This window comes from Priestia sp. 53B2, from assembly GCF_056099005.1.
Genome location: NZ_JBLZXA010000027.1, coordinates 68,305 through 94,655, shown reverse-complemented (window position 1 = coordinate 94,655; position 26,351 = coordinate 68,305). Strand labels below are relative to the sequence as shown.

The following is a 26,351-nucleotide window of genomic DNA, read 5'->3' as shown; positions in this document are numbered from 1 at the left end:
CTATTACGGCTGTATATTTTCCACAACTCGACTTTCGTAAGGCTGCAGAACAATATCTTTAAATACTTTTACTTCGGGCGTATGGTTCATAAGGAAGTAATAACTCTTCTCTCCAAGCTTGCGAGGATATACTTCAATTCCATCTTCACTTTCTCTATGCTCAATATGCTGTTGTTTTACAATATCAAGCGCAATTTTTTCAAACGTTTGCTCCTCAATTCCACAGCCTACATAATAAACCGTTCCGCGACCAAACTGATTTTTTGTTACAGCCGCTTGATTATAAAATGGATCATCATACTCATACAGCACTTCAGCTGTTACAGGCGTGATAATGTCTCTCCACACGGAAGCACTTGCTTGTTCTCCTTCATACGGTCCTACCCCTTTAATAGCTGCTTTTTGAGTAGAAGACAGTGCTTCCACTTCATGAATTTCAATCCCTGTTATTTCTTTTACATATCCGGGCAGTGTCTGTTTAAAGTGAATGTTATTTTGTTTATCTTTAATACCGGTTCTAAAAGTAAAAATAATCACGCCGCCGTTTTCAGTAAATTCAGTAAATCTCTTACCTAGTTCTTCATCAATTATTTGCAAAGCCGGAACAACCAGTACTTTATAGCTTGAAAAATCTCTTGCAGCAGGAATAACATCAATAGGTGTATTCAACTTATAAAACGGTGTATATCCTCTAAGAAGCTCTTGCGTAAAGTCAAATCCTTCACTTTGCTGCTGAAAGCGCCATGACCATATATTTTCATAGTCATATAAAACGGCAACATCCGATTTAATATCAGATTTCAGTACATGTTCGTAATGAACGATTTCACTAAATAACGACTGAACTTCTTTGTAGCGTCTTCCGTAGTAATTATCGTGACCTACAACTCCATAGCAGTATTGCTCAGCTCCTCTTGTCATTCCGCGCCAACGGAAATACAGCATATTCGTACATCCATGAGCAAAAGCCTGATAAGACCACATCTTTGCCTGGTTAGGTCGCGGAAGATAACCGATGACATCATGACCTTGAGCGCCCATTAATTCCTCTACAATCCAGAAGTTTTTATGTAGCAAGCCTCTATTAAAATCATGCCCTAGTGCAATATGAGCCGGGGTAATTGGCTCTGTTTGACCGCCCCATACCGGATAATTGTCATAGGATACAAAGTCCATTACTTCTAGATTTTCTTCATGATCAAACCATTTATCAAAGAAGCCTCCTGATACGTTCGTTGTCAACAGCTGGTGATCACCTTTATATTTCTTCACAATCGCTGTTTGTTCGTGAGCGTATCTGTTTAACGAAAAAGAGCGAAAGCGCGCCCAGTCTAGCTTTAATGAAGGGCTGTGTGTCGTAATTGTTTTTACAGGCATAGGCACTTCGGTAAAGTCGTTATACGTTTGTCCCCAGAAAATAGTGCCATACTTCTCATTTAACTCATTAATATCTTCATATTTTCTTTCCAAAAACTGCTGAAACTCTTTATGGCATTGTTCGCAGTAACACATATCACTGCCTTCATGACCAAATTCATTGTCAACCTGCCATGCTACGATTGCTTCTTCTAAGCTGTAGTGCCTTACAAGTTGTTCTGTAATCTGAGCGCTATACTGCCGGTAAAGAGGAGAATTAAAACAATATTGACGTCTTCCTCCAAACGCCCTGGCCGCCCCATTTTCATCTTTTGATAAAATAGAAGGATGCTGTTTCGCAAGCCAAGCCGGAAAAGTGGCAGTAGGCGTACCAAACATAACATTAATATTCTGTTTTTTAAGCTTATTGATAACGCTATCAAAAAATAAAAAGTCATATTGCCCTTCTTTAGGCTCCATAAGGTGCCAAGCAAACTCTCCTATTCTCACCATGTTTGATCCTAGCTCTTTAATGCCTTGGATATCTTCTTCTATCATATTCTCTGGCCAATGTTCAGGGTAATAATCGACGCCGATGTACATTTTTCTCTACTCCTATCTATTTCTTTATTTCATTAAATGAACGTTTTGCTGTTACTTGTTGAGGGATTCTTGGAAACGGTGATCAAAAGCAAAAAAATCACATTTCGTTTCTTCATAAATGATTCTCTATTCAACTTTTAAGATACATACTTCCTAATCTTTTAAAACGCTTACAAGTTTATTTTATGAACTTTATTCAAAATATTCAATGGTAAAATTTTAGAGAAAAACATCCTTTTTTTGCTCTTTATTAAAACAAAGAATAAAACGCTTACAAAGACAAATGTTTTTATAATTCTTTCATGTACCTTCCCTTGTACCTTCCATATCCACATTCAGGTAATAAATTGCTTAGAAAACAATGATCAAAAGTGATATCTTTTACACATGTGATCTATCAACTAGTAAGATTCATTTGACTCCTCTATAAAATAGTAAAAATTACAGAGCAGTTTTTTACCATTATTAATACATAGACACATCATTTATGTACATGTTTTGAAGCATTAACATGAAAGAGATTGAGACATAACGAAATCAATTCCATCTAAAGACGCACACATGGGATAAATGAGCTCGACTGCTTGTTACACCGCCGTTGATTTCCCTGCAATTAACAGCTAGAAGCAAATACCACATTAAACCTGATTTCACTATTACAACAAAAAAAGGCCGCACAATTAATCAATTCTCTCGATTAATTGTGCGGATACTTTTTGTGCTAAAATACTGTTGTCCCAGCTCTGACTTGCAGCTGATTATAAACACACCTTTTACCGGTTTGTGTTCATGCAGCTTCCATTTATACAAAACTCTTCAAACACAGGATTCTTTACATTCTCCATTAACAATGGGGTTGCAACATGCTGGAAATTAGAATGGCGAATCGTCAGGTTGGTGACAGGAGAACGTTCGTAAGCTCGAATCCATACACCATATTTGCCTCCGTTGCTTTGCAAATTTTCTATGTTGATATTACGAACGACGGGTGTAAAATTCCCTGTGTCTCCTTCTTCATAGTACATATCTATTTGAATCACTTCGCTGCCAACGCTTTTGACCGTATTGTTGCTAAAGTCGATATCTTCAATCGTACCGCCGCGCACTGAATTTGTTTTAATGCGCAGCGCCCGGTCTAGATTAGGACTGTCCATAACATTGTACTGAGCAAATACGTTCCGGACGCTTCCTGATATTTCGCTGCCGATCACAACGCCCCCGTGGCCATCTTTCATTTCGTTTCCTTCAATAATAATATTTTCACTTGGTACGTTGATTCTTCTTCCGTCTGCGTTACGTCCCGACTTAATCGCAATACAATCATCTCCATTGTCAAAATAAGAATTTTTAATAAGCACATTTTTACTCGATTCAGGGTCTACTCCATCATTATTAGGACCGTGACCTATAATTTTTACATCATCAATTAAAATGTTCTCGCTTAGGACAGGGTTGATTTGCCACATTGGCGAATTTAAAATGGTCACACCTTTTATCATGATATTTTTGCTGTGATAAGGCTGAATAAAACTAGGTCGCAAATAGTGCCCTTTAGCAAATACGCGCTCTTTAACAGGGACTTTCTCTTCTGCCATTTTAAACAGCAAATCGCGATCTTGCTGTTGATTCGGCTCGCCTTCTTTCCATCCAAACTCCTTTTTCCCTTTCCACGGCCACCAATGTTCGTTATCACCCTGCCCGTCTAGCGTACCTTCTCCTGTAATCGCAATATTTTTTTCGTTATAAGCATAGATAAGTGGTGAATAATTATATAGCTCCACGCCTTCCCATCTTGTTAAAACAGCAGGTAAGTATTTGTCAGGATTTTGACTAAACTTAATCGTAGCTTTTTTCATTATATGAAGATTTACGTTGCTTTTTAAATAAACCGCACCGGTAACATAAGTTCCTGGTGGAACAACAACCCGCCCTCCTCCTGCTTTGTTAGCCGCTTCGATTGCTTTTTTAAAAGCGGCGGTTGAATCAGATTTTCCATCTCCTGCTGCTCCGTACCGCTTAACATTAAACGTACGGTTTGGAAATGAAGGAGGCTGAATTTGTTCTTTAATCGCCGTTATTTTTTCACTTGCTGAAAGAGCTTCCCCTTGGGCAGAAAAAGGTAAAACAAGCATAAAAGTCATCACAAACAAAGAAAGCACATATTTTTTCACTTGCTCTTCTCCTTTCGTTTAACAATCTAGTAACCGACTTATTTATAAAGTAACGCCTGTTTTAAAAATGGCCATTTCTCTAAAATCATTTTTTTCATTATTTACAAGCTCTCCGCTAGAAACTCCAATCATGTACTCAATAAAGCTTTCTAACGTAGCTTCTTCCGTGTCGCCTTCAACCAGCACTCCTCCATTAAAATCAATCCAGTGCGGCTTTTTGTTATAAAGAGCGGTGTTTGTGGAAATTTTCATAGTGGGCACAAACGTTCCAAACGGCGTTCCTCTTCCTGTTGTAAACAGTACAATATGACACCCTGAAGCGGCTAAAGCAGTTGAGGCAACTAAATCATTTCCAGGAGCACTTAGTAAATTTAAACCGTTAATTTGTAAGCTGTCTCCGTACTTTAACACGTCTACGACTGGGGCCGTGCCTGCTTTTTGAGTACAGCCAAGTGATTTATCTTCTAACGTCGTAATGCCGCCTGCTTTATTCCCAGGAGAAGGATTTTCATATACCGGCTGGTTGTGATTGAGAAAGTAGGTTTTAAAGTCATTAACTAAATGAACAATTTTATTAAACGTTTGTTCATCAACCGCTCTTTCCATCAGCAGGGTTTCTGCACCAAACATTTCAGGCACTTCTGTTAAAACCGTTGTGCCTCCTTGAGCAATGAGCCAGTCAGAGAATTTGCCGAGCAGCGGATTTGCTGTAATACCTGATAATCCATCTGATCCACCGCATTTAAGACCTACTTTCAGCCTTGAAATATCAACGTCTTCTCTTTTATCGTCTTTAGCAGCACCATAAATTTCTTTTAGCAAAGCGACTCCTGCCTCAACTTCATCCTCGACGTCTTGAGATTGTAAAAACTTCACTCTGCTCTCATCAATTGTACCTAGCGCTTGTTTAAATTCTGTTAAGCTATTATTCTCACATCCAAGCCCTAATACTAATACTCCTCCAGCGTTTGGATGCTGTACCATTCTCGTAAGCATGGTTCTTGTATTACGGTGATCGTCACCGAGCTGAGAACATCCGTAATTGTGTTTTAGAACGGTTACATGCTCAAAAGGCGAGATATCCCCTATTTCTTTTTGAAATTGTTTAATCATTTGTTCGGCTATACCATTGACGCATCCTACCGTTGGAACAATCCAGAGCTCATTTCTAATTCCAACATCTCCGTTTTTGCGGCGATATCCTTTAAACGTTAGCGATTGTTTTTTTTCTTTAGGAGCTGCTAACTTTTGATGAAATTCATATTCGTTAACATTATTTAAATTTGTTTTTGTGTTATGCGTATGCACCCATTCACCAGGTGAAATAGAGTGAGTCGCATGCCCGATTGGAAAGCCATATTTTATAATGTTGCCGCCCGCTGAAATTGACGTAAGAGCTATTTTATGGCCCCGTTTCACTTCTTCTTTTAGAGAAATTTCTTTTCCATCAACCATAAGGTTCTCTTGTGCTAAAAAATCTCGTAAAGCTACTGCTACATTATCTTCCTGATGAATACGAATTACTTCTTTCATATGCTTCACCTCTTACTGTTTAGTTGCGGTTACATAGAGAATTTCTTTCATTGCCTGTTTCATTCCAAAAGTTTCAATAGCTAAGACTCCATTTGTTACGGCTCCTGTTAAGCTAGGAATCATATTTAAATCCTCTCCCCAATGCTCTTTATATCCCAGCACTTCTTTTACAATGTGAGAAATGCTTTTTTCAGTACCGTCATACGTATTCCAAAGAAATTCATACATTTCTAGAACTGTAGGGTCATCTGATAGTTCAATTTTTTCTCCTTCTCTTTTCCCTTTATAAAAAGAAATGAGGGCACTGAGAGAAAATGTAAGCAAGACAGGCAGCGCTCCTTTCTTTTCAACGTACTCTTTAAGAGTTGGGATGTTTCGCGTTTTAAACTTTGTCATGCTGTTCAAAGAGATGCTCATTAATTCGTGATGAATAAACGGATTTTGAAAGCGTTCTAATGCAGATTTAGCAAATGACAAAGACTCTTCTTCCGAAACTGATAAACTAGGAATAATTTCTTCATATAGACACTTTTGAATAAACGTTCCAATTACTTCATCTTCGACTGCTTCTCTGACCGTATTTAGTTCCGCTAAATACGCAACAGGCATCATAGCAGTATGAATACCGTTTAAAATTCTGACTTTCTGCAGCGCATACGGTGCAATGTCGTTCACAAATTTCACATGTAAACCAGCTTCTTCCGCGGGAAACTCCTCTTTCACCCACTCTGGTCCCTCAATAACCCATAAGTAAAATGGCTCTGCAATAACCAAAAACTCATCTTCATAACTCAGTTCATTGAGCGTATTTTCATCATTTGGATAACCTGGCACAATTCGATCAACAAGAGTGCAGCAAAAAGCGTTTGCTTCGTGGACCCACTCGATAAACTTCTCTTCTAAATTCCATTTGTCGGCATAGCGTAATACCATTTCCTTCAGCAAGTCCCCATTTCGCTCCACTAACTCACACGGAAGGATAATAAGTCCCTTGGTTGGATCTCCTTGAAAAGCTTTAAACCTCTTATATAGAAATGCCGTGACCTTACCTGGAAAACTAGTTTGCGGGGTATGTTCCAAGCGATCTTCTTCTAAAAATGCGATGCCTGCTTCTGTTGTATTAGAAATCAGAAATCTTAGCTCTTCTTTCTCTGCTAATTGAATATACGCCTCATAGTCTTCATATGGATTGAGACCGCGGCTAATGGATTCAATCACTTCATGTTCTTTGACTGCTTTACCGCCTTGAATCCCTTGAAGAGAAACCGTAAACAAACCGTCTTGCTTATTCAATTTACCTGCATTTCCGGTCACTCGTGGATTGATGGCTACTATACTGCCATTAAATTCAGTTCGTTTGTTCATTTGATGAATTTGCCAATCAGCAAACCCTCTTAGAAATACCCCTTCTCCAAACTGTAGAATTTTTTCCGGGTATATACGTGTGTCAACTTGTATCTGACGGTTTAACTTCATGTTAGCATCTCCTTCTTTGCACACATTAACATTGTTATTTTTATAGCTTTTTATATTATTTTAATTTTAAAAATGTTAACGTTAACATTTTTGGGCCGGTTATACTACATAACCGGCTACATAGATGAGCGTGACTTTACAGACTGGCGAACCATTAATTCGGTATTAATCAAAACTTTATTTTGCAGCATATTTTTGTCATCTTTGTTCATTAGTGATAAAACTGCTTTTGCTCCGGTCATGCTGATTTTCTCAATTGGTCTTTTAACGGTTGTTAATGAAGGAGTGGTGTATTTGGCTAATTCAATATCATCAAATCCAATAATTGAGATATCATTGGGTACGTTTAGCCCAGACTCGAATGCAGCATTCATCGCACCGATTGCCATATCATCATTTGAGCAAAAAACAGCAGTAGGCGGCTGCTTCAACCTCAACAGTGCTTTCATTCCTTCATATCCGCTTTGCATATCGTAATTTCCTTGAATCATATACTCTTGGCGAATAGAAACATTATAATCAATTAACGAGCTAAGAAATCCTTCCTTACGCTGCTGAGTTGATTTAAAGCCTTCTATTCCTTCTATGATCGCAATATCTCTGTGACCTAATTCAATCAAATACTCGCCGGCCTTGTAAGCTCCTTCTTTGTCATTTGAAAGAATATTAATAATCGATGAATCGTCAACTTGGCGGTTAAGTACAATTAAGGGAATTCCTTTCTCTACTACGTTATATATAAAAGTGTTATCACGATCGCTTTGACTCATTAAAATAATCGCATCAAAACGTTTATTATTGATATACGTATAATCATCATAATCGTCAATGCCTCTTACAAATAAATTATACTGAACATCAATTACTTTACTTACCCCTCTAATACTATCCACTAAAAAACTTGGTGACGTACCGTTTGCCATGCTCGTAAAAAACAATCCAATTGTATGAGATTTTTGTAGAACTAAATTTTTCGCATGATAATCAGGAATATAGTTAAGCGTATTTGCAATATCTAAAATTTTCTTTTTTGTTTTTTCTTTAATAAGCGGACTATTGTTTAATGCACGTGAAACCGTTGTATGTGATACGTTTGCTAGTTTTGCAATATCCTTAATTGTAACACCCATTTCATTTACCTTCCTTTAATGAATCAGTATCGATTTTTATTATAAGGATATCACAACTTAGTAGGAATAATAAGCAAATGGTGAATGTTATGACAGTTTTGACTAAGGCCTAGCATGAATATCTTGAACAATCTCCGCGTGTTTCTTATCCGTTAGCTTATACATAAAACCAATAATCACTGCAGCAATGGATAAAGCAATAGCAGGATATAGTAACAGCAAACTTTTAATCCCCACTAATGTACCTGCCTTTTGTGCCACGTTTGGGATATACCCAACTAACCCTAAACCAATACCTGATAAGAAGCCGGATAGCGATTGAGCGAGCTTTCGAGAAAAGTTGAACAGTGAATACGTTGTGCCTTCTTTTCTTTCGCCTGTTTTCCATTCACCATAATCAATGATATCTGATACAAATGCCCAGGTAATCCCGTTGGGAATACTGATACCTATAAAAGCAATACTTGCTAAAATCGTAAAAATTACGACGTTAGAAGGCATAAAGAAATTCACTGTGTCCGCTGCAATACTGATTCCTAAGCCAATCATTGCCGCTTGTTTTTTTCCAAATCGGCTAACAAGCTTTGGCAGCATAATGACTCCTAGAAAGGATGAACCAATAATAATAAAGTTCATGTAAGCCATCAATTTAACATTTCCTAAATTATATTGTGCAAAGTAAATAAGCATAGCTGATTTAATATTGTAAGCTGAAATGGTAAATACCGTCATAAACACTAAAATTAAAAGAGGTTTGTTACTTACAAACGTTTTAAAAATAGACTTAACTGATAATTTTTCTTTTGGACTCTCTTTTACGACAATGCGTTCTTTGCAATTGCGATAACATACATAAAAAGCGATGATTCCAATGACCGACATAATTCCCATGACAACGGGATAACCGATTTTTTCATTTGGAAATAACAGAATGAGCGGTACAACAGCAATGCTGGTTACAAACAGTGCACCTAATGATCCTGTTTGACGAAAAGCAGCAAGAGACGTGCGATCAGAAGTATTTTGAGTCATGGATGCGCCTAGCGATCCGTATGGAATATTGACAAATGAATAGCCAATTCCCCAAATCATATAAGAAGCGTACGCATAAATTAATTTACCCGCCGGTGAAAGGTTTGGAGAAATAAAAGTGAGTACGGTTAAAATGGCCAACACCATACTTCCGAATAGTAAATACGGCCGGAATTTCCCTTTAGCACCTATGTTTTTTCGGTAATCAATGGAGGAACCAACAATTGGGTCGCAAACTGCCGCAAATAACTTACTTACTAGAAAAATTCCTCCCGCAGCTGCGGCAGGGATGCCTGCCACATCTGTAAAGAACTTCAACAAATACAACTGCCCTAAATCAAACATGAAACCGTTACCAAAATCACCCATACCATAAGATATTTTTTCTTTTACACTAAGATTTTTCTCTTCTACTTTTATTTCAACCTTTCTTTCTGTTGCCACAACACTCATGGTAATCCCCCTTCTCCCCTTGCAATTCTTTAAACTATTTTGCGTCTTTAATTTTGCAGCGTGTAGGCTGGGAAGCTAAAGTAGTCTTTAGCATTTTCATAACATATTCCTTTTACAATTTGCTCAAGCAGCTGTTGGTCATTAGGTACTTCCCCTTCTTCTACCCACGTACCGATTAAGCTGCATACTAGTCTTCTGAAATATTCATGTCTTGTATATGAAAGAAAACTTCGGGAATCTGTTAACATACCGATAAAACGACTAAATAACCCAATGTTTGATAACGCTTTCATTTGTTCTAACATACCTTCTCTTTGATCATTAAACCACCAAGCCGTGCCGAGCTGCAGTTTGCCAGGGATGCCGTCTCCTTGAAAGCTGCCAATTATACTTGCTAATACATAATTATCTTTTGGATTTAACGAATATAAAATCGTCTTTGGCAAACTATTTTGTACGTCCATTTGATCAAGAAGCTTCACGAGAGGCTCTGCCACTTGTCCGTCATACATCGAGTCATACCCTGTATCCGGCCCTAACTGGTGAAACATTTTTGTGTTATTGTTTCTAAGAGCATGAAGGTGAAATTGCATTGCCCAACCTAGATCATTATACAGCTTCCCTAAAAAGATTAACGTATATGACTTGTATTTACTTTCTTCTTCAGTACTTACGCCTTCACCTTTTAAGGCTTTTAAGAAAATCTCCGAAACTTCTTCTTTCGAAGTCTTCGTATATACCATTTTATTTAGTGCGTGATCAGATAAACGCCCGCCCATGGAATGGAAATAACGAGCTCGACTTTCAAGAGCTTTTAACAAATCATCATAGGTGTGAATGGAATGCTGTGAACAATCTTGCAGCTTTGCAATCCAGCTCTTAAACCCTTCTTGATTGATTTCAAGCCCTTTATCCGGACGAAAGCTTGGAAGTACTTGAGTCTCAAACTCTTGCACATCTCTTAGTTTCATATGATACTCTAATGAATCTGTCGGGTCATCCGTTGTACAAATAACTTTGACGTTAGAACGTGCAATAAGATCTCTTGCACCAAACTTACCGCTGCGTAATTTCTCGTTTGCTTTTTCCCAAATAAACGGTGCCGTATGTTCATTTAATATTTCATCAATATCAAAAAAGCGCTTTAACTCTAGATGCGTCCAATGATATAGCGGATTCCCAATTGTCATCGGAACTGTTTTAGCCCACGCGAGAAATTTTTCATAGTCACTCGCTGATCCTGTTATCTTTTCTTCTTCAATTCCGTTGGCTCTCATCAGTCTCCATTTATAGTGATCTCCATCTAGCCAAACGTTAGTTAACGTTTTAAACTGTTTATTCTCATAAATTTCCTGAGGGTTCAAGTGGCAGTGATAATCAATAATCGGCATATCTTTTGCGTAAGTATTATACAAGTGTGCTGCTGTTTCATTTGTTAATAAAAAATTGTCATCCATAAAATTTTTCATTCCTATTCACTCCTTCACTTTTTTTGTTAACGTTAACAAAAATACATAAACTGATGAATATTTTTATTCATATATAACTATATTAATAAGATATAATCTTCAATACTAAAAATGTTAACGTTAACATTTTATTTAATTCTATTACTTATTTCTAAATTTTACAACAATTTATCTTTATATTTTTCAATTTTTTCTTTCCTTGTTTTCACATAATGATTTTTCATTTTAAAAAATAAGGTTTATTATATGTTTCTATAAGAATTAAAGGAGATTTTTTTATATAGAGCTTATATAAGGTTAATAAAACGAAGGACTGTCTTTGATGCTATAATTAGCTTCGCATGCAAAAGAAAAAAGTATCACAACAAGCCTTTAAATCATACATAATCGCTGTACCTTATTTTCGCATCATTTAAAATAAAGGAATTTTAAAGAGAAAAGTGAATAGTATAAACGTGCACTTTATTTACTATCTCTTTTTAAATTTTATATATTCATTGTTTTTAAAGGAGAGGATATCATGCCAGGAGCCACAAGCATGGTCGTAATCGGGATTACTGCCTTAATTGTATTTGGACCAAGTAAATTACCGGACATAGGACGAGCATTTGGACATTCCCTGCGAGAATTTAAAAATGCGGCGGAAGGAATTATACAGGATGACGACAAACAAACTCCAGAGAGTACCACTAAAGATAAAGAGGAAAAATCCTAATTTTTATGTAAATAAAAGTTATATAGACTAAAAAACCCACTTTTCACGTGCAGTGGGTTCCTTTTTTGATGTATGATAGTAAAAAATAGTAAAGAAAGAAGGTAACTTTTTGTTTAAATCGAAACTGCATTTTTGGACATTAGAACTATTAATGATTGCTTTACTGATTTACATTTGTAAACATATTTCGTTTGTTTTTCTACCAATCGGTGTATTTATCTCCACTTTGTTTTTCCCTATTCTTGTAGCTGGTTTTCTTTTCTTTTTATTCGAACCAATTGTGTCATTTCTCACAAGAAAAAAAGTGCCAAAAACACTGGCCATTTTACTATTATACGTTGTTTTTATCGGCGTAATTGCTTCTATTGTAGGCGGTGTGGGACCTACTTTATCTAAACAATTAACTGATTTGGCTAAAAATATTCCGTCTTACATTGTAGAAACGAGAGAGTACATAAATGATTTATCTAACTCAAGATGGTTTAACTGGCTCGTTGAACAAAAATATGTGTCCCTCGATCATATTGAAGAGTCACTTTTAAACTACGCGTCTACTTTACCTACGAATCTCACAAACAGTATTTCATCTGTTTTAAGCGTCGTAACAAATATTACACTTACGGTTGTAACCGTTCCTTTCATTCTTTTTTATATGCTTAAAGACAGCCATAAACTTCGTAAAAATACGCTGCGTATGGTTCCTGCTTCTTACCGGAAAGAAACGTTGCGTACAATGAAAGAAACAACAAATACGCTAGCTACTTATATTCAAGGCCAAATGCTCGTTTGTTTATTTGTCGGTATTAGTACGTTCATTGGTTACCTTATCATCGGTTTACCCTATGCATTGATACTCGCATTAATAGGAGCCCTTACTAATATTATCCCGTACGTCGGCCCTTTTATTGGCGTAGCACCTGCTTTAATCGTAGGTTTATTATACTCTCCTACAAAAGCGATATTAGTAATTATCGTCGTCGTCATCGTTCAACAGCTCGATGGGAACATTATTTCTCCGCTGGTAATTGGAAAGAAATTAAACACTCATCCTTTAACAATTATTATTTTATTGCTTGTTGCGGGTAATATTGCAGGAATACTCGGAATGATCTTAGCGATTCCGGCTTATGCTGTAACAAAAACAATTGTGATAAATATTGTAAGGATGATTCAATTCAGAAACAAATCTATCAAGTTGTAAAATGCAAAGGCAATACAATAAAAGGACCTTCTCTTGAAGGTCCTTTTATTGTTCCATAGGTTCAGCATTCACACACCATAAGATGATTTCCATCTGGATCTTTAAATGTAAACCAGTGATTATGTTCAATTCCTGTCGTTAGCTCTACTTTTTTCTGTTTCATATACTCATAAGCTTCTTTGATGTCGTTTGTATTCAAATGAAAAGCCGGCGTTTTAAAAAGCGTATTTTTTGAATAAGTTTTGCTATCTAATACAATTCCTGTTCCATTCATAGGTATCACATATAAATGATCGTATAAAATGTCTCCATCTGCCCGCAAACCTAGCACGTCACAATACCAGTCTCGTGCTTTTTTTATATCTTTTACAGGAATAAAAATCGTGCCTACTTCATTTAATATAGGGTTCATTTATGACCTCCAGGGTATGTTTAGTAGTTTTAGAAAGTATTCTCTTTTAACCGCTGATATCCTTTTATTTTAAATTGCTTGCTATTCATCCATTAAACTCCGCAGCAGAATTAGTAGTCTTGCGAACAGAGTTATCCTCCTTACATAAGCTACGCAGCAGATGTATATACTTCATGACCAAATTTAGATTACCAAAAAAGAAAATAAGAAAATCCCCCCCTTCGCCTGCTTTGCACGTGTATAATGAAAAATAGACTATAGATAGTAGCCGCCTTTTGTTTGTGGCATCGAACTTTCGTGCATTACAATAGATTTAAAGCTACTATCCAACTAAGGATTAAAATGACTAACTTAAGATTAAGGAGGTTAGATGTGTATGGATTATTCATCTTTACTCATACGCGAAGTCATTGATAGAGTATCTAAATTACGCCTCTTATCCGTTTATAACGAAAGTATAAAAGGTGATTTAGAGAGCACCATCCTCCCTCTTTATCAGCAGCACTTTGAAAATAAAGATGTAAACGAAGCGTTGAGGATTTTAAAAAAAGACTTTCTCAATCGTACGAAACGCAGATGGTTAGATGCTGCTATACGCGACTATGAGCAAAAAAAGCCCAAGAAGAATAAAGAGCTGATTGGGGAATACAGAGCGCTAACAGCTTATTATAAAACAAACGGAAAAGAACTCTTTTGCAAACAGTTTGAAAACATACCGTCTCCGGAAGAAGTCATTAATAAACGAATTGATATTCTACGTGAATGGAGTCAAGAAGATAGCTTCTTCTTAACGGATTATCCTTATATTCATCAAAAAACCAAAACACAGCGAGAAAAAGCAATTCATACGGATATATCTATTATTATTGGGCTGACTATACTGGACCCTAGCTTCCAAAATGGAAATCATAGTATTATTGAGAGCCCTTTTTCAACTGTAGAGAACCCTTTTTTCTCTAACTCAAGAGCAAAGCTTCTCGTCGAGCAACCCCTATTAGAGAAAGAAGGAAAAGAATATTTCTTAAGTACTTATAACTCTGAAGACGGGACAGATTACGAATTGTTAATAGAAAAAGAATACGCTGAAGAAAATGGAAATAAAATTAGTGATTTAGATCGGTTTGATTATAAGGTGTTTTTAGAGATCATGAGCCAACGCGACGAGTTGTTCGCTACACAAAAAATCATTAACGTAAAGATTGGTGACCTTGTGAAAGCACTTTATAAAACAGACAGTAAGCGCAATTATCAGATGATAGAAGAAAGAATTACAAAAATGAAGCACTACAGCATGTCAAAAGTACAGCATAATAAGACAATTGCCTATGGTATTTTTGACTTTGTGGATATTACTACGATGCCAAACGGAACGCGAATTGCTGAAATTCACGTCAATGAAGTGATATATAGAGACTATATTCAACGCCAAACGGTGCGTATTTACAAAAATAAAGTAGAAAAATTAAGTTTAGACGCCGCTTACCATTTGCTATTCGTTATGCAAAAAGAGCGTCTCATTTGCTATGAAACAAAATCTTCATACAATGTCACAAGAGATTATTTATATTTTTCGACAAGAGTCCGCTTTCGAAAAAGACGCAAAAAAGAAAACCTTGTCGAAATTGAAACAGCCTTAGATGAGCTAGTCGAACAAAAACTAGCTGTCCAATCTTATAAAAGAGTGGGCCAAGTGTTTCAGATCACCTTTATTCCTGTGGGAGAAAGTGAAGTAAAAGACTTATTAGCCGGTGATTACGAATATGCTCCCCTTTCTATCTATCAAAACGTAACAAGTTCTATAGGCTAAAAAAAGAATGCTCTTATGATCTTTATAAGAGCATTCTTTTTTTAGCCTACCATTAGTTACTGCATTTTTTGCTCCACATTTCCGTGCAAAAGTGTTTTTTTGCTCCAATTCTCCATATAAACATACTATTTCCCCTGCTGATATAGTTATTAAACTTCACCTTTCTTATCATTTTGTGAACTTTTTGTGTCTAAAAGAAGTGTTACAACTAATTTTTGCTCCAGGTTCCCGTGCAAAAGTGTCACTTTTCTTTCTATACTGCATTTACTATAAGTTTGGCTCCAATCTTCCGTGCAAATATGCCACTTTTACATAATTTTTCTTGGGACAGCGACTTTCCCCCTCCGTTTTCTGCATTTTTTGCTCCAAATCTCCGTGCAAAAGTGTTTTTTGCTCCAGATTTCCGTGCAAATATGCCACTTTTTTAAAAAAACGCGATTTTTTCTGCAAATGTTCATTTATTCTCTGTAAAAATGTGAACTTTCTGTGTCTAAAAAAGGGCATTTTTTTGTTTTTTGTCCCTATTTTCCGTGCAAATGTGTCACTTTGTCGCCCAAATCTTTATTTTTATCATTTTTGCTCCTATTCTCCGTGCAAATATGTCATTTTTACATCAAAATTTTTTTGAATTTGTCGCATTTTGTGTATTTCATCCGTCATAATACGACATTTGTCTTAAGAATGCTGTTTTATCAACGTTTATGAAATATAACGCTATTTTTGCTCCACATCTCCGTGCAAATATGTCACCTTGTAAATAGATGTCTCGTCCCTTGGTATCACTAGTCTTTTAAAAAAATGCACCATTTTTCCGTGCAAATATGTCATTTTACAGCCTATATGACTGTGTCTATACTGTAAAAGACGACGTATATAGTTTTGGGAAGGAGGTAACTACATGAGTATACAAAAGCTGGCACTAAAACGGCACACCCTGATAGCAAACAAGCTGCTGATTGTCATGAGTGGTTTAAATAGAGAGACGAAACGAGACAACAGCTATTACTATGAAAAACATTCATTTGGTCTAGCGAAAAACTTTGTAGACATAAAGTGGACGGGTTCTCTGATGAAGCAAATTTTAGCTTACGTAGCCAAATGTAACAGCCAAGGTCATATTTCAATTATTTCTGAGCAAGAACTGGCTAATACAATCCAATGTTCCGTTCGGACCGTTCAAAATAATAATAAGCTTTTAGAAGACTACGACATCATTCGCTGGGATCGTTTATGGGGAGACTATATTCAAGTTTCTTTAAACAACTATTTAGAGGATTTTTTAGATTTACATATAAAAGAAGCTGCTGATGCTCAAAACATATCATATACTCCGGAAATGCTTGATAAAGATCACAATACATATACTTCAAAAGGTGGTTACACTTCTGTTTCAATGGAAGTGATTTATCAATTGCTGGCTATCAAAAATATTAACATGCTGCGCCTGGCTTTACGTGCTTTGTATGTATACGAATCTGATGTAAACGTAAAGAAAGATTCAGAAGCCCTTTTATCTTACACCGAGGTAAAACACATTCTTCCGAAATACATTGGCTATAAAGCTGCTATTAAAGAAATGGCTAGTAAATTGAGTAAAATTTTCCGTATCGATGTGCTAGAAAAAGATGATTGTGTCAAAACATTATTAGAAGAAAAGCAGCCAAGAAAATCAATTATTGAAAAAATTAAGGATGGTTTTATTTTAAGCTTCAATTTAACTGGTGCTCATGATAGTAAAAAACAAAAAGAAATCGAAAAAATCCGTGGAGAACATGCATTTGCTCAGTTTAAGAATTTCTTTAAATCTTTTGGCCATTATTCCATTAAAAAAGAAGATATTCATTCCATTGTACATGAATTCGGTTTAGATATAATCGAAAAATCATTAACGTCCGTTCAGCGTTACTTACAACAAACTTACATAGAAGAAAGTATGGATGCATTTCGCCCTCTTGTGCATGAAATGGAGTCAAACTTCTTTACGTATATCCGCAAAATTGCCAACGGGTATTATCAGGCAAAAATTAACGCTCTATAATACTCTTTTTTGTTATGCCTTTTTTTACTCACCTCTACTTTATTTCCCTCCCATTCTTTCTTTCTCTTTAACTTACTAAAATATATTTGTCTATTAACTATAATAAATCCCTTTAAATGATAATGATTTTCATTTTCGTGAAAAAAATCAATTAAATGAACAAAAAAGACAATAAATAAACGTTATTTTCCGATCGATTGCGTAGAAAATATGGCTGTTATAAAAAAATCCTATATTTTTTCGTGAAAATTCTTGTTGTTAACTGCAGTTTTTTTGATTCCTTAATACCCCTTAAACTCAGTCAGCAGAAGCTTTTTACCAATATCAGTTTTAACAATATTTATAATTTCTTTAATTTCTTTTTAATCTTTTATAAATGTATAGTAATTTCTTTAAAATAAAGAGCAGCGAATAAATAGCATTCGTATATCTGAATGCATTAAATTAAAATATATAACTCACTGAAAAAAGCGATCCTATAAAATGGAAACTCTCTTTCTTACTTCATGTATCTGTATCACTTCATAAAAAAACACACAAAACAAATTCTTTACATCTGCTTTGTGTGTTTTTTTTATTTAGTAGGATTATATTGTTTAAGAACTTTATCACGTACATATTTAAGATGATGATACATTTTCTTGAATGCATCATCTGGGTCATGATTAGCTAACGCATTATAAATAGCGGTATGATGTTCTACAGTAAGTGCTGGTTCTCTAAAGGTAATTTCGCTATCTGTTTTTTCATGAGTGAAAAGCAGGGAATTAATCATACCTTCTACCACTGGATTATCCGCGCTAACAGCAATAATTCGATGGAATTCCTTATCCGCTGCACCGTAATTGTTATCTTTGCTCTTTTTTATTTCCTCGATCGTTTCTTTTAACTGGCTTAATTGATCATCGTTTATTTTTTCCGCCGCCATGGTTACTAGGCCCAGTTCTAGTGCCATGCGCGCCTCCACTACTGCAGGTAAATTATCGATTGATAACGCTAACATAACGGAAAAAGGATGTGCTCCTATTTTGTTATTAAAATACGTACCTCCACGAGTTTTTCGTGTAATTACACCAAGTACTTCTAATGCACTCAAGGCTTCTCTCAATACAGGGCGACTTACATTCAGTACGTCTAATAACTCCATTTCAGTTGGCAGTTTGTCTCCTGGCTTTAATTGCCCGCTGACCAATAACTGAATAATACGGTCGACTACTTGTTTTGCCAGCGTATTACGATTAACGGATTCAAATGACACTTTTTTAGTCGAACCACTCATCTTCATCCACCCTTTTCTGAATATTGTTTATTTGTAAGACTAATTATATCATATAGAATTTTTTTATGTATTACCAACCACTACTTCTTAACTATTCTTATTTCTTATCTACATAAGATTATGTATTAAACTGCTCGTTATTATAAAAACAGAAGCTCGAACAAAGACGTAGAATTGTTCGAGCTAAAAGCACCCTATAATTATTTTTGAAAAAATTTTTAACGTACCAGACAAGGACGTTTATTATCAAAGCTCCAATTTTTAATTAAATACTGCATAGCTTTTGAATCATCACGTGCTCCTAATTGCATTTTCTTATATAGCTGATGTGCTTGCTCGATTCGTTCTAAATCCACCTCTATGCCAAGTCCTGGTTTCTTAGGTACTGCTACTCTTCCTCTCTCAATTTTAAAAGGATCTTTTGTCAATCGCTGACCATCTTGCCAAATCCAATGTGTATCAATAGCCGTTATTTTTCCAGGAGCGGCAGCAGCCACATGAGTAAACATGGCCAGTGAAATGTCAAAATGATTATTTGAATGTGATCCCCATGTAAGACCCCAATCATGACACATTTGAGCTACACGAACTGAGCCTTGCATCGTCCAAAAATGGGGATCTGCTAGAGGAATATCTACAGCGTTTAACTGGATAGCATGCCCCATTTGACGCCAGTCTGTAGCAATCATATTCGTAGCAGTTGGCAGTCCAGTTGCTCTGCGAAATTCCGCCATTGTTTCTCTTGCTGAATATCCATTTTCGCTTCCGCAAGGGTCCTCTGCATAGGCCAATATATGATGTTTATTTTTACATAGTTGAATAGCTTCTTCCAAAGACCAAGCTCCGTTGGGGTCTAAGGTAATTCGAGCTTCAGAGAATTTTTCAGCTAATGCTGCTACCGCTTCTATTTCTTGCTCACCTTGAAGTACACCGCCTTTTAATTTAAAATCATTAAATCCATATTGCTGATGAGCTGCCTGTGCAAGTTTTACGATTGCTTCAGGAGTCAGAGCTTCTTCATGACGAAGTCGGAACCACTCCACTTTTTCATTTTCACCACTTAGATAGTCCAAGTCGGTTTTTTTGCGATTTCCAATATAAAATAAATAACCTAGCATTTCCACGTATTCTCTTTGTTGTCCTTCTCCTAATAATGCTGCAACTGGTACATCAAGAAATTTTCCTACTAAATCTAATAACGCCGCCTCCAACGCTGTAACAGCATGAATAGTCGTCCGTAAATCGAATGTTTGAAGGCCTCGGCCTGCCATATCTCGATCTTCAAATTTTTTACGTACTGTATTTAAGATGTTATTATAATTTCCGATTGATTCACCTACTACAAATGTTTTCGCATCTTCAAGGGTTTGACGAATGTTTTCACCTCCAGGTACCTCTCCCACCCCTGTGCTTCCGGTACTGTCTTTTAAAATAACAATATTTCGAGTAAAAAAGGGACTGTGAGCTCCACTGAGATTAAGCAGCATACTATCATACCCAGCCACTGGTATGACCTGCATATCTATAATTTGAGGCGTAGACGATTTTTTTTCGTTTTGAATTTCACTATTTGTAAGGACATAATTGTTCATGATTTCCACTCCTAATTTAGGTTTTGATGTATCCGCTTACATATTAAACGTACTTTCATCCTTTGCGGGGATATTCTTTAGTTCTACTCGTTTAATCTCTCCCACTAAAAGAAGATAGCAGAGAATAGCTACAAGAGCGTTAGCGCCCACAAAAACCAATGCTCCATTAAAAGAGCCTGTTGCATTGACAATGTACCCAATAATGATAGGTGTTGTAATAGAAGCAATGTTCCCAAATGTGTTAAAAAGCCCGCCGCTTAAACCCGCTATTTCTTTAGGGGAAGTGTCAGCCACAACAGCCCACCCTAATGCTCCAAAGCCTTTTCCAAAAAAAGCAAGTGACATAATTACTACAACAATCCATTCAGCATCTACATAATTGCAAGCAACCATGCTACAGGAAAGCAACATGCCAATAACAATAGGTGTTTTACGTGCAAACGTTAATGAACGACCTCTCTTTAAAAAGAAATCAGATACAATTCCTCCTAACACCCCTCCTAAAAATCCGCATATAGCAGGCAAAGAAGCAATAAATCCAGCTTCCAAAATTGACATTCCGCGTGCTTGAACTAAATAAACAGGAAACCATGTTAAAAAGAAATAAGTGAGCGTCGTAATACAATATTGTCCAATATAAACCCCTAACAACATTCTGCTCTTAAGAAGTTGTTTAATTTGATTCCATCCCGGGCCGGTATTTTTCTTTGTTTCTATTTTTTTATCATCCATATCAATGAGCCCGCCGCCCTGCTGGATATAATTTACTTCTTCTTTTGTAATGCGAGGATGTTTGCTTGGACTATAGATCACTTTCATCCAAACAGCAGCTAAGATTCCCCCTAAGACACCCATAATAATAAATACAAAATGCCAGCCGAATCTGTGAGTGAGCCATGCCATAATAGGCGAAAATAATACTAGTGCAAAATACTGAGCCGAATTAAAAATTGCAGAGGCTGTCCCACGTTCAGATTTTGGAAACCAGGCCGCTACAATACGGCTATTTCCTGGAAAAGAAGGGGCTTCAGCTAACCCAACCATAAAACGAAGCGTAAATAAGATAATTATAGCAGCACCGCCACTAAAAAAGCCGATAAATCCTTGAAAAAAGGTAAAAATAGACCAAAAAAATACACTGCATGCAATGATTGTCTTTGATCCGAATTTGTCTAAAAACCACCCTCCAGGAAGCTGACCAATTACATAAGCCCATCCAAATGCTGAAAAAACATACCCCATTGAAACTGAATTTAAGCCTAATTCTTTTTGAACAGAGTCTCCTACAATGGACAGCGTCGCTCTATCTGCATAATTAATTGTCGTCAAAACGAAAAGCATAAATACGACAAACCAGCGTACATGGCTTTTTTTGCTGCTTCCCGCTTCCAATTTTGGTTTAGCTTGCATAATCACCTATTCCATCCCCCTCTTATTGTTTTGTTCTTTTCCTATGTTTATCTCTCTTAAAAAGAAGGAATTTTCCTCCTTTTCAAGAGAATAAAAGGTTCATAATACAATAAAGGTATTTAACTTTTTATAAAAACAGTTTTAATAGCAGTGAAAAACTCCTTAGCAGCCTCCCCTTGTTCTCTAGAGTGAGAACTTGATTGTTTCATGCCTCCAAACGGTGCCTGAAGTTCAACGCCTGCGCTTTCCGAGTTAATTCGAATAAGTCCAGCATCCATTTCATTAATAAATGAAAGCATATGAGAAATATTTGTAGTGAAAATAGAAGCGCTTAGCCCATATTGAACATCGTTAGCTAGTGCTAATGCTTCCTCAATGGATTCTACTTTCATCAGCGCTATGACAGGACCAAAAATTTCTTCTTGTGAAATCGTCATATTCGATTCTACGTTTTCAAAAATAGTAGGTTCTACGTAAAATCCATTTTCGTATTCCCCGTTAGTTAACTGACGTCCTCCGAATAAAAGAGTTGCACCTTCACTTTTTCCTTTTTCAATATATGACAATACGTTCTGTAACTGATTTTCGCTTGCACATGGCCCCATCCACGTTTCCCCGTTTAACCCTTCTCCAACGGTAATTTCTTTTGTTTTTGCTAATAGCTTTTGTTTGAATTTTTCATATACCTCGTGCTGAACAATTACACGACTCGTCGCAGTACATTTTTGACCTGTCGAACGGAATGCCCCGCTGATTGTACCTTCTACTGCTAAATCTAAATCTGCATCCGCCGCTACAATTACAGGGTTCTTCCCCCCCATTTCTAACTGATATTTAGCTCCTCGAACGAAAGCCTTTTGACCAATTTGTTTACCTACTCGATCGGAACCTGTAAATGTAATCGCATTAATTTCTGGATGTTCAGCAATAGCTTGACCAATGATTGACCCTGAGCCAGTAATCATGTTTACTACACCCGCTGGAATTTTTGCTTCTTCAAAACATTCGATAATCTTAGCACACGTAATAGCTGTTTCGGTAGCTGGTTTAATTATGATAGTGTTTCCGTAGACAAGTGCCGGAGCTATTTTCCATATAGGAATAGCAATAGGAAAGTTCCATGGGGTGATAACTCCAACAACACCTAACGGCACTCGAGATGTAAACATCAATGCTTCAGCATCGGTAGAAGGAATTACATCTCCCATTTTTCTCATACCTTCTCCCGCATAGTATCGAAGAATAGCTATTCCGCGAGCTGTTTCTCCTTTTGTTTCAGACAAGGTTTTTCCCATTTCACGGGTAGCACATTCCGCAATTTCATCTAGTCTATTTTCCATAATATCCGCAGCTTTGTGAAGGTACTGTCCGCGATCTACGCCTGACAAGCGCTTCCATTTTTCTTGAGCTTGTTGAGCTGCTTTTACCGCTAGATTTAAATCTTCAAGAGTTGATTTTTGTACATATCCTACAGCCTCTTTCTTATTGGCTGGGTTTAGACTTTCCATCATCTCTTGAGACGATGATGGCACGCCTTTTCCGTTAATAAAATTTAAGTATTGTTTGTTTTGAACACTAATTGTCATATGAACTCTCCTTTTTATAAAGCGTTTACATTTTATTGGTTAAGATAAAACTTGTTTAGAGGATTTAGGATATTGATCAAATGCTCGTGTTAAAATCTTTTCGAGCTGTGCGTAATGTTCTTTATCTACTGAAACAATAGGAGGCCTTACTGTATCTGTAACAGGTAGACCTATAATTTCCATTCCTGCTTTAATCAATGAAACAGCATATCCTTTTTTCTGCTTGCGAATATCGTTAATTGGAAGAATTATATTTTGGTAGAGTTCACTTAGTAACTCTTGATCGTGACTTAATAAAGCGTTGTAAAACATTCTTGATATGTGCGGAATATAGTTAGAAATTGCTGACGAATAAGAATCAAATCCAATTGGAGCGTATGCTGGCATCGTTACTTCAGCCATTGGCATTCCGTTTAGCCAGCCTAGTCGCTTTCGTAAAGACTGGGTTAATTCTATATTTAATTCCATATTTCCATATCCGTCTTTTAATCCTACTAATTGGTTTAATTCTGTAAGTTTTTCTAAAGTTGGCAACTGTAAAATGGCATTGTCTCTTTGATAAACAATTGCGTTTAAATGTGTATGCTCAATGATTGCTTTTAGATAGTTGTAAAGGCCTTCTTGTTCACCTTCAATTAAGTATGGAGGTAAAATTAAATAGCCGTCTGCCTGTTTTTCCTCTGAAATACGAGCCCATTCTAAAGCTGTAGAAAGATTACCGCCCACACCTGTATAAACGGGAACTTTTCCGTTGACGACAGATATAGCTACTTCTAGCATTGCTGTATATTCTTTTGTATTTAAGGATTGAAATTCACCTGAACCGCAAGCGATGAAGATAGCCTCTAATCCTTCGTCTAATAAAAATTGAATATTTGTTTCTAAAGCTTTTTCATCTAATTTTCCTTGGTTATTAAGGGGAGCAACGGGGAAACCTAAAATTCCTGTAGGTGCTTTTCTATTCATATTCACATGCATATCCTCCTATAAATTTTCAGATAATTTTTACTTTTTTATTGTAAGACAAATTAAATTGTTTGTCAATAAAATAAATAAACTTAAATTATTAAATAAAGGATTTTAAAATAGAAACAAAACACACCTCTTTGTTAGAGGTGTGTTTTGTTTCTATTTATACGCTTTTTTTATTTCAATTTCATAGTTTCTCAACTTACGGTAAAGTGTACTTCGATCAATTCCCAACAATTTAGCTGCTTGAGATATATTGGAATGGGTTTCCCTTAGAGTAAGCAAAATTTGCTCTTTTTCAGATTGAAGATGATTGTTAGTTTCCGCTTCTTCACCGAGGTAATTTGTTTCAAAAACATTTTCATTTAGCTGCTCTTTCATATCCTGAGCCGAAACTACATTATTTTTACTGATTACTACTAATCTTTCAATAAAATGCATTAATTCTCTTACATTTCCTTTCCATTCATAGGTAGTTAATTGTGAATAAGCTTTTTCTGTAATTTCTATATTTTTCTTTTTATAGAGATTAGTGTAATAGACTAAAAAATGCTGAGCAAGATAACGAATATCACTTTTTCTTTTACGGAGCGGTGGAATATTTATAGTTAAGACCTTAAGCCTATAAAGTAAATCCTCTCGAAATTCGCCTTTTTCTACGACTTTTAATAAATTTTTGTTCGTTGCTGCAATAACTCTTACATCTACAGGAATATATTTATTATCACCTAAGCGCATAACCTGTTTTTCTTGTAAAACTCTCAGTAAGCGCGATTGTCCATATGTATCCATCTCAGAGATTTCATCCAGAAAAATCGTTCCTCGATGCGCCATCTCAAACAAACCTTGCTTTCCTTTTCTGGTCGCCCCAGTAAAGGCCCCTTCTACATATCCAAATAACTCACTTTCCAGTAAATTAGGCGGAATGGCGGCACAATTAACAGCAACAAAAGGACCGTTTTTCCGCAAACTTTCTGCATGAATACTCTGAGCAAATAACTCTTTCCCAGTGCCAGACTCCCCATAAATTAGAACGGTTGCATCTACCGAAGACACTGTCTGTCCAATCCGTTTGGCTTCAAAAATTTGCCTAGAATGTCCTAAAATATCAGAAAATGTATAGCGTGTCTCGAACTTTCTTGACAGTACTTCCCCTCTAATTTTAGCTTCCATTTCTTGAATACTTGTAATATCTTGAAAAGTTATCATTGCTCCAATAATGTCTTTCTCCACTTTAATTGGAGCAATATTAAATATTAAACTTTTATTTTTAATTTTTTTGATTATACCTAGATGCTCTTCTCCTTCAAAACAATTTTTAATAGGTAAAAAAGGCATAGCAGCATCGATCTGCTTTCCTAGCACTTCTTGCCTTTTTAATTCTAGTAAATGCTCAGCAGCATGATTAAATACTTCTACTTTTTTATTTCTATTAATACTAATAATTCCTTGTATAGAATAATCAATAAGGGCTTTAACTGTTTGGGAACGCTCTTTTTCAATTTTTCTTCCTAAAGAAATCTTTTTAGCTTCTAAAAATGCTGTTCTAACAGCGGAGTTTCCAGATTCAATAGGAATTGCCTTAAAGCCTTTCCTAAGCGATAAAGTAGTTGTTTTCATTCCGCCAATAACAATATCTGTTTCTACTGAAGAAAGTTGCTCAATACAAGTTGAAATATCTTCAACTGAATTAAGAGGATAAATAGAAAGGTTGATATCCAAAATATCTGCTAAAATCCCCACATCATTTTTCATATTCTGAAACGCGAGCATGGCCACTTTAGGATTCTCTAAGCCTGTTTCCTTCTTGCTTTTATAAAAGGCTTGAGCTAAATCTTGTCCTGTAATTGGAATTTCAACTAGAGGAATTCTGCTTACAGAATCAGTAATTAACCTTGCAGTCCCTCCTCTGCAAACGATAACATCACAACTGGATTCTAATTTATTGGCGAGTTTTACGGCGCGACTTAACCTTGCAAGATAGATTTCAACCTCTCCTTGTAATCCTAACTCTTGAATTACTCTTCTCCCTTGTAAAAACAGTTGTTTATCTGGAGCAATAAAAGCAATTTTTGACATATTCGTTCCCTCCTTATTAGTTAGAATATTCTAGTTATTA

General features: G+C 36.2%; 18 protein-coding genes. 4 read left to right on the top strand and 14 right to left on the bottom strand.

Annotation, left to right across the window (positions count from 1 at the left end; translation table 11 throughout):
- Positions 1-3: 3 nt before the first annotated feature.
- The 7 genes from ACN6NE_RS20915 to uxaC form a co-directional block, all read right to left on the bottom strand.
- Positions 4-1,959 carry a beta-galactosidase gene (locus ACN6NE_RS20915; RefSeq protein WP_474327031.1) on the bottom strand — a complete coding sequence of 652 codons (1,956 nt, stop codon included), beginning with the start codon at positions 1,957-1,959 and terminating at the stop codon, positions 4-6.
- Positions 1,960-2,732: 773 nt separating this feature from the next.
- The gene (locus tag ACN6NE_RS20910) at positions 2,733-4,130 is read right to left on the bottom strand and encodes a glycoside hydrolase family 28 protein (protein WP_474327029.1); all 1,398 of its coding nucleotides are present in this window, start codon (positions 4,128-4,130) and stop codon (positions 2,733-2,735) included.
- A gap of 42 nt (positions 4,131-4,172) precedes the next feature.
- Entirely contained in the window at positions 4,173-5,663 is a 1,491-nt protein-coding gene (locus ACN6NE_RS20905) for a UxaA family hydrolase (RefSeq protein WP_474327027.1), read from the bottom strand.
- Positions 5,664-5,675: 12 nt separating this feature from the next.
- Positions 5,676-7,139, bottom strand: a complete 1,464-nt coding sequence (locus ACN6NE_RS20900; RefSeq protein ID WP_474327025.1) for a tagaturonate reductase — start codon at positions 7,137-7,139, stop codon at positions 5,676-5,678.
- A 116-nt stretch (positions 7,140-7,255) separates the two neighbouring features.
- Positions 7,256-8,269 (bottom strand): LacI family DNA-binding transcriptional regulator, encoded by a 1,014-nt coding sequence (locus ACN6NE_RS20895; RefSeq protein WP_474327023.1) that lies wholly within the window; start codon positions 8,267-8,269, stop codon positions 7,256-7,258.
- A gap of 102 nt (positions 8,270-8,371) precedes the next feature.
- Positions 8,372-9,754: a glycoside-pentoside-hexuronide (GPH):cation symporter gene (locus tag ACN6NE_RS20890; RefSeq protein ID WP_474327021.1), complete on the bottom strand. Its 1,383-nt coding sequence runs from the start codon at positions 9,752-9,754 to the stop codon at positions 8,372-8,374.
- A 47-nt stretch (positions 9,755-9,801) separates the two neighbouring features.
- Positions 9,802-11,223: a glucuronate isomerase gene (gene uxaC, locus ACN6NE_RS20885; protein ID WP_474327019.1), complete on the bottom strand. Its 1,422-nt coding sequence runs from the start codon at positions 11,221-11,223 to the stop codon at positions 9,802-9,804.
- Between the two features lie 520 nt (positions 11,224-11,743).
- On the opposite strand from uxaC, the gene ACN6NE_RS20880 reads away from it, so the two are divergent.
- On the top strand, positions 11,744-11,938 hold the full coding sequence (locus ACN6NE_RS20880; protein ID WP_474327017.1) for a twin-arginine translocase TatA/TatE family subunit: 195 nt from the start codon (positions 11,744-11,746) through the stop codon (positions 11,936-11,938).
- A 109-nt stretch (positions 11,939-12,047) separates the two neighbouring features.
- Positions 12,048-13,139: an AI-2E family transporter gene (locus tag ACN6NE_RS20875; protein ID WP_025751972.1), complete on the top strand. Its 1,092-nt coding sequence runs from the start codon at positions 12,048-12,050 to the stop codon at positions 13,137-13,139.
- Positions 13,140-13,200: 61 nt separating this feature from the next.
- Here the strand turns inward: ACN6NE_RS20875 and ACN6NE_RS20870 are convergent, their stop codons facing one another.
- Positions 13,201-13,551 (bottom strand): VOC family protein, encoded by a 351-nt coding sequence (locus ACN6NE_RS20870; protein ID WP_474327014.1) that lies wholly within the window; start codon positions 13,549-13,551, stop codon positions 13,201-13,203.
- A 376-nt stretch (positions 13,552-13,927) separates the two neighbouring features.
- On the opposite strand from ACN6NE_RS20870, the gene ACN6NE_RS20865 reads away from it, so the two are divergent.
- Both ACN6NE_RS20865 and ACN6NE_RS20860 read left to right on the top strand, forming a co-directional pair.
- Positions 13,928-15,358: a hypothetical protein gene (locus ACN6NE_RS20865; protein WP_028413700.1), complete on the top strand. Its 1,431-nt coding sequence runs from the start codon at positions 13,928-13,930 to the stop codon at positions 15,356-15,358.
- 898 nt (positions 15,359-16,256) lie between these two features.
- On the top strand, positions 16,257-17,396 hold the full coding sequence (locus ACN6NE_RS20860) for a hypothetical protein (protein WP_034264556.1): 1,140 nt from the start codon (positions 16,257-16,259) through the stop codon (positions 17,394-17,396).
- A 574-nt stretch (positions 17,397-17,970) separates the two neighbouring features.
- Here the strand turns inward: ACN6NE_RS20860 and ACN6NE_RS20855 are convergent.
- The 6 genes from ACN6NE_RS20855 to ACN6NE_RS20830 all read right to left on the bottom strand — a co-directional run bounded on the left by ACN6NE_RS20855 (position 17,971) and on the right by ACN6NE_RS20830 (position 26,311).
- Positions 17,971-18,675 carry a FadR/GntR family transcriptional regulator gene (locus tag ACN6NE_RS20855; protein ID WP_029714538.1) on the bottom strand — a complete coding sequence of 235 codons (705 nt, stop codon included), beginning with the start codon at positions 18,673-18,675 and terminating at the stop codon, positions 17,971-17,973.
- Positions 18,676-18,893: 218 nt separating this feature from the next.
- Positions 18,894-20,267, bottom strand: a complete 1,374-nt coding sequence (gudD, locus tag ACN6NE_RS20850; RefSeq protein WP_474327011.1) for a glucarate dehydratase — start codon at positions 20,265-20,267, stop codon at positions 18,894-18,896.
- A gap of 36 nt (positions 20,268-20,303) precedes the next feature.
- Positions 20,304-21,677, bottom strand: a complete 1,374-nt coding sequence (locus tag ACN6NE_RS20845) for an MFS transporter (protein ID WP_474327732.1) — start codon at positions 21,675-21,677, stop codon at positions 20,304-20,306.
- A 119-nt stretch (positions 21,678-21,796) separates the two neighbouring features.
- The gene (gene gucD, locus ACN6NE_RS20840; protein WP_129708310.1) at positions 21,797-23,263 is read right to left on the bottom strand and encodes an alpha-ketoglutaric semialdehyde dehydrogenase GucD; all 1,467 of its coding nucleotides are present in this window, start codon (positions 23,261-23,263) and stop codon (positions 21,797-21,799) included.
- A gap of 39 nt (positions 23,264-23,302) precedes the next feature.
- Positions 23,303-24,235: a 5-dehydro-4-deoxyglucarate dehydratase gene (kdgD, locus tag ACN6NE_RS20835; protein ID WP_165351728.1), complete on the bottom strand. Its 933-nt coding sequence runs from the start codon at positions 24,233-24,235 to the stop codon at positions 23,303-23,305.
- Positions 24,236-24,391: 156 nt separating this feature from the next.
- Positions 24,392-26,311, bottom strand: coding sequence for a sigma 54-interacting transcriptional regulator (locus ACN6NE_RS20830; RefSeq protein ID WP_474327008.1), 1,920 nt, complete (start codon positions 26,309-26,311; stop codon positions 24,392-24,394).
- Positions 26,312-26,351 lie beyond the last annotated feature (40 nt).

Coding starts and splice junctions, on each gene's coding strand:
- ACN6NE_RS20915 (WP_474327031.1), bottom strand. CDS start 1,959: ATGTACATCGGCGTCGATTATTACCCTGAACATTGGCCAGAGAATATG.
- ACN6NE_RS20905 (WP_474327027.1), bottom strand. CDS start 5,663: ATGAAAGAAGTAATTCGTATTCATCAGGAAGATAATGTAGCAGTAGCT.
- ACN6NE_RS20900 (WP_474327025.1), bottom strand. CDS start 7,139: ATGAAGTTAAACCGTCAGATACAAGTTGACACACGTATATACCCGGAA.
- ACN6NE_RS20895 (WP_474327023.1), bottom strand. CDS start 8,269: ATGGGTGTTACAATTAAGGATATTGCAAAACTAGCAAACGTATCACAT.
- ACN6NE_RS20890 (WP_474327021.1), bottom strand. CDS start 9,754: ATGAGTGTTGTGGCAACAGAAAGAAAGGTTGAAATAAAAGTAGAAGAG.
- uxaC (WP_474327019.1), bottom strand. CDS start 11,223: ATGAAAAATTTTATGGATGACAATTTTTTATTAACAAATGAAACAGCA.
- ACN6NE_RS20880 (WP_474327017.1), top strand. CDS start 11,744: ATGCCAGGAGCCACAAGCATGGTCGTAATCGGGATTACTGCCTTAATT.
- ACN6NE_RS20870 (WP_474327014.1), bottom strand. CDS start 13,551: ATGAACCCTATATTAAATGAAGTAGGCACGATTTTTATTCCTGTAAAA.
- ACN6NE_RS20865 (WP_028413700.1), top strand. CDS start 13,928: ATGGATTATTCATCTTTACTCATACGCGAAGTCATTGATAGAGTATCT.
- ACN6NE_RS20860 (WP_034264556.1), top strand. CDS start 16,257: ATGAGTATACAAAAGCTGGCACTAAAACGGCACACCCTGATAGCAAAC.
- ACN6NE_RS20855 (WP_029714538.1), bottom strand. CDS start 18,675: ATGAGTGGTTCGACTAAAAAAGTGTCATTTGAATCCGTTAATCGTAAT.
- gudD (WP_474327011.1), bottom strand. CDS start 20,267: ATGAACAATTATGTCCTTACAAATAGTGAAATTCAAAACGAAAAAAAA.
- ACN6NE_RS20845 (WP_474327732.1), bottom strand. CDS start 21,677: ATGCAAGCTAAACCAAAATTGGAAGCGGGAAGCAGCAAAAAAAGCCAT.
- gucD (WP_129708310.1), bottom strand. CDS start 23,263: ATGACAATTAGTGTTCAAAACAAACAATACTTAAATTTTATTAACGGA.
- ACN6NE_RS20830 (WP_474327008.1), bottom strand. CDS start 26,311: ATGTCAAAAATTGCTTTTATTGCTCCAGATAAACAACTGTTTTTACAA.